This window comes from Kribbia dieselivorans NBRC 106261, assembly GCF_001552435.1.
GTDB lineage: Bacteria > Actinomycetota > Actinomycetes > Actinomycetales > Dermatophilaceae > Kribbia > Kribbia dieselivorans.
Genome location: NZ_BCRE01000271.1, coordinates 1 through 2,287, shown reverse-complemented (window position 1 = coordinate 2,287; position 2,287 = coordinate 1). Strand labels below are relative to the sequence as shown.

Annotated in this window: 2 protein-coding genes and 1 pseudogene; all 3 read left to right on the top strand. The window is 71.8% G+C overall.

Annotated elements, in window-relative coordinates; genetic code table 11:
• On the top strand, positions 1 to 972 hold a 972-nt coding region (locus tag KD1_RS15765), incomplete at its 5' end, for a D-alanyl-D-alanine carboxypeptidase (protein ID WP_174521126.1).
• Complete coding sequence (locus tag KD1_RS15760; protein ID WP_068403482.1) at positions 969 to 2,033, top strand: Rv3626c family coenzyme F420 biosynthesis-associated protein; 1,065 nt, start codon at positions 969 to 971, stop codon at positions 2,031 to 2,033. The genes KD1_RS15765 and KD1_RS15760, both read left to right, overlap by 4 nt.
• Positions 2,034 to 2,062: 29 nt before the next feature.
• A pseudogene (locus tag KD1_RS17245) lies at positions 2,063 to 2,287 on the top strand (hypothetical protein); the annotation flags it as partial.

Genomic DNA, 2,287 nt, shown 5'->3' with positions numbered 1-2,287 from the left:
GTGGCCGGCGGTGACACGATGCTCGCCCGCGGCGCCGGCCGGCCGGGCGAGGTCGAGGGGCACGCCGGGCTCGCCGATCTCGCGGCGCAGACGGTGCGTTCGCTCAAGGCCTCCGGCGCGCCGAAGCGGATCACCGTACGGCTGGATGCGTCGTACGCGCGCGGCCCGCGCTATCCCTCCACGTGGAACATGGCGGATGTGGCCGGTGGGTTCACCCAGGGCGTGACGATGATCGGGCTCGCCGGTCAGCGTCCCGAACCGGGCAAACCGTCGCCGGCGCGCCCGGAGGCCGAGGCGCTGACGGCGTTCGCCGCGGCGCTGACGAAGGCGGGCATCCCGGCCACGGTGACGGCGCACGAGTCGACGTGGGCGACGGCCGCGCCGAAAAGTGCGACCGAACTCGGCTCCGTGGCGTCGGCGCCGATCGCGGACGTGCTCGGCGAGGCGCTGCTGCACAGTGACAACGCCCTGACCGAGAACCTCGTGCGGCAGGCGGCGGTGGCGGCCGGCCTGTCGGGCGACATGAAGAGTGCCGTCACTCTGATGCGGCGCACGCTGACCGACGCGAAGATCAACACCTCGGGCATGGTGCTGCGGGATGCCTCCGGTTTGAGCAGTGGGCAGAAGGTGCCGGCGCGGATCGTCGCGGACGTGCTGACCGCCGGGACCGAGGGCGAACTGCCGGGTATGGCCGCCACGATCGTGCAGTTGCCGGTCGGCGGATACAACGGTTCGCTGTTCGACCGGTTCGACGAGTCGGATTCGCGTGCTGCTGCCGGGGTGCCGCGCGCGAAGACGGGTACGTTGACGGGGATTTCGGGCTTGGCGGGGACGACCATCACTCGCGACGGGCGCCTGCTGACGTACGTCATCGTTGCCGACCGCAACTCGGACACTTTGGCCGCGCGTGCCGCGTTGGACCGGGTGGTCGCGCAACTCACCACCCTGCAATCGTCGAAGGGACGCCCATGAGCACCCCGAAGTACATCGACCTCGACTTCGCCAAGGCCACCGGTCGCAAGCTCGCCGCGCCCGGGCCGTCGGTGAGCGCCGATGAGGCCCGCGCCATCGTCGCCGACGTGCGCGAGCGTGCGGCCGCTGCGGTCGACCCCGTCGCGGCGACGTCGAGGATGACCGCGCCGGGCGAGGCTCCGGCACCGTTGGTCGTGGACCGCGGCACGTGGATCGATGTCAACGTCGACTCGATGGGCGCGATGATGGCGCCGCTCATCGATCATTTCGCATCGCTGCCCAAGGGCCCGCCGCCGCCGGCGGTGCAGGCGATCGGGTCGCGGCTGACCGGCGCCGAGCTCGGCGGCATGCTGGCGTTCCTGTCGAGCAAGGTGCTGGGTCAGTACGACCTGGCGCCCGGTGGGACGCGCTCGCTCATGCTGGTCGCGCCGAACCTCGTGCATGTCGAGCGGGAGCTGGAGGTCGACCCGGGGGATTTCCGCAGCTGGGTGTGCATGCACGAGGAGACACACCGCGTGCAGTTCACCGCCGTGCCGTGGCTGGCCGACCATGTCGTGTCCTCGGCGCAGGCGCTGATGCGCGACCTTGTGCCCGATGCGGAGAACCTGCGCGGCCGGTTCGAGATGCTGCGCACGCGGTTGCCGCAGGTGTTCCGGGGCGAGAGCCAGGGGCTGCTCGATCTGTTCGCGACCGAGGAGCAGCGCACGAAGATGGCCGACGTCACGGCAGTGATGAGCCTGCTCGAGGGGCACGCCGACGTGGTCATGGACGATGTGGGCCCGGAGCTGATCCCGACGGTGGCGACGATCCGTCAGCGGTTCGAGTCGCGGCGCAAGGGGGCGGGCGCGGCCGACCGGTTGTTGCGCCGGCTGCTCGGGCTCGAGGCGAAGATGCGGCAGTACCGTGACGGAGCGGCGTTCGTGCGGGCGGTGCAGGCGGAGGTCGGGATCGACGGGTTCAACGCCGTCTGGGCGAATGCGGAGAACCTGCCGAGCGGGCGCGAGATCACCGAGCCGGCGAGTTGGGTGCGGCGCGTGCACGGTCGCGCGCTGGTCGACTGATTTCTTGGCGGAGCGGAGTTCGGAGCGTCGTGGGCGCAGGTCACCCGTCGCAGGCGGCGGTTCGTCGGGCGGTGCGTGAGGCGCTCCCGCCGCGGTTGGCCTCCGCGCGTCCCACCTCCCCGCGGTTCGAGGTATTGGGGACCGCCCCAACGGGCGGTATTACCTCGAACCGCGAGGGGGCGCTGGTGCTGGCGGCGGTCAGCGGGGGGCCGGACAGCCTGGCGCTCGCGGCGGCGCTCGCGGCCGAGGCCCCT

What these genes read in the sequence shown, in the direction of transcription:
- KD1_RS15760 (WP_068403482.1), top strand. Translation starts at nt 969, where the DNA reads ATGAGCACCCCGAAGTACATCGACCTCGACTTCGCCAAGGCCACCGGT.